Consider the following 1,791-nt stretch of genomic DNA (forward strand, 5'->3'; position numbering starts at 1 on the left):
CTGTTCATTCCTTCGGGTTTGATCAGCTTGGGTGTTGTGGGATCCTGATTGTTGTAGGTAAGCGTGTTAACAGGGGTGACACAGGAAGGTAGCTGCCGCGCACCGATGGTTGTGTGTGTCTAAGGTTGTGGCCCGTCTGCTAGGTAAATCCGGTAGGCATGTAGGGTGAGGACTGATGGGGGTGCCCTTTTGGGGTGTCTGGTGGTGATCCTAAGCTGTCAAGAAAAGCCTCGACGTGAGGGCATGACGCGCCCGTACCCTAAACCGACTCAGGTGGTCAGGTAGAGTATACCGAGGCGTTCGAGTGAATCATGGTTAAGGAACTCGGCAAAATTCCTCCGTAACTTCGGGATAAGGAGGACCCTGTGACGTCCCCCCTTTTTTCTGGGTGTGTGCGTTGTGGGGTCGCAGAGAATAGGGAGAAGCGACTGTTTATCAAAAACACAGGTGCGTGCGAAGTCGTAAGACGATGTATACGCACTGACGCCTGCCCGGTGCTGGAAGGTTAAGAGGAAGGCTCAACCACCCTCGGGTGGTGAAGGCTTGAATTTAAGCCCCAGTAAACGGCGGTGGTAACTATAACCATCCTAAGGTAGCGAAATTCCTTGTCGGGTAAGTTCCGACCTGCACGAATGGCGTAACGACTTCTCCGCTGTCTCGACCATGAACTCGGTGAAATTGCATTACGAGTAAAGATGCTCGTTACGCGCAGAAGGACGGAAAGACCCCGGGACCTTTACTATAGCTTGGTATTGGTGTTCGCTTGGACTTGTGTAGGATAGGTGGGAGACTGTGAAGCAGGGGCGCCAGCTCTTGTCGAGTCGTCGTTGAAATACCATTCTGGTTCACGCGGTCATCTAACCTCGGCCCGTAATCCGGGTTGGGGACAGTGCCTGGTGGGTAGTTTAACTGGGGCGGTTGCCTCCCAAAAAGTAACGGAGGCGCTCAAAGGTTCCCTCAGCCTGGTTGGTAATCAGGTGGCGAGTGCAAGTGTACAAGGGAGCTTGACTGTGAGACCGACGGGTCGAGCAGGTGCGAAAGCAGGAACTAGTGATCCGGCCATGGCACGTGGGTGCGTGGTCGCTCAACGGATAAAAGGTACCCCGGGGATAACAGGCTGATCTTGCCCAAGAGTCCATATCGACGGCATGGTTTGGCACCTCGATGTCGGCTCGTCGCATCCTGGGGCTGGAGTTGGTCCCAAGGGTTGGGCTGTTCGCCCATTAAAGCGGTACGCGAGCTGGGTTCAGAACGTCGTGAGACAGTTCGGTCCCTATCCTCTGTGCGCGTAGGAAACTTGCGGAGGCCCGTCCCTAGTACGAGAGGACCGGGATGGACGAACCTCTGGTGTGCCAGTTGTACCGCCAGGTGCACGGCTGGTTGGCTACGTTCGGAAGGGATAACCGCTGAAAGCATCTAAGCGGGAAGCCTGCTCCAAGATGAGGTTTCCAACACCAGTAATGGTGTGAAGGCCCCCGCCAGACTAGCGGGTTGATAGGCCAGAGGTGGAAGCACAGCAATGTGCTCGCGAGCCGACTGGTACTAATTGGCCGACACTACACGAAACCACAAAAAGGCAACAAAAAGTAAGACTGCTTACAACCACTATACGAATCACACTCAACCCACACCCCCAGCAAGGGGGAGTGGACAACACAAGCGAGTGACCATTTTTGCGGTGGTCATAGTAGTGGGGAAACGCCCGGAAACATTCCGAACCCGGAAGCTAAGCCCACAAACGCCAATGGTACTGCACCCGACAGAGTGTGGGAGAGTAGGACACCGCCGCAA

2 rRNA genes are annotated in these 1,791 nt (G+C 55.0%); both read left to right on the plus strand.

What is annotated here, in order from left to right:
• A 23S ribosomal RNA gene (locus tag QP442_RS08375) occupies positions 1 to 1,568 on the plus strand; the annotation flags it as partial.
• Positions 1,569 to 1,674: 106 nt separating this feature from the next.
• Positions 1,675 to 1,791, plus strand: a 5S ribosomal RNA gene (rrf, locus tag QP442_RS08380).

Origin of the sequence: Pauljensenia sp. UMB1177, assembly GCF_030217965.1 — a bacterium.
Classification (GTDB): Bacteria; Actinomycetota; Actinomycetes; order Actinomycetales; family Actinomycetaceae; genus Pauljensenia; species Pauljensenia turicensis_A.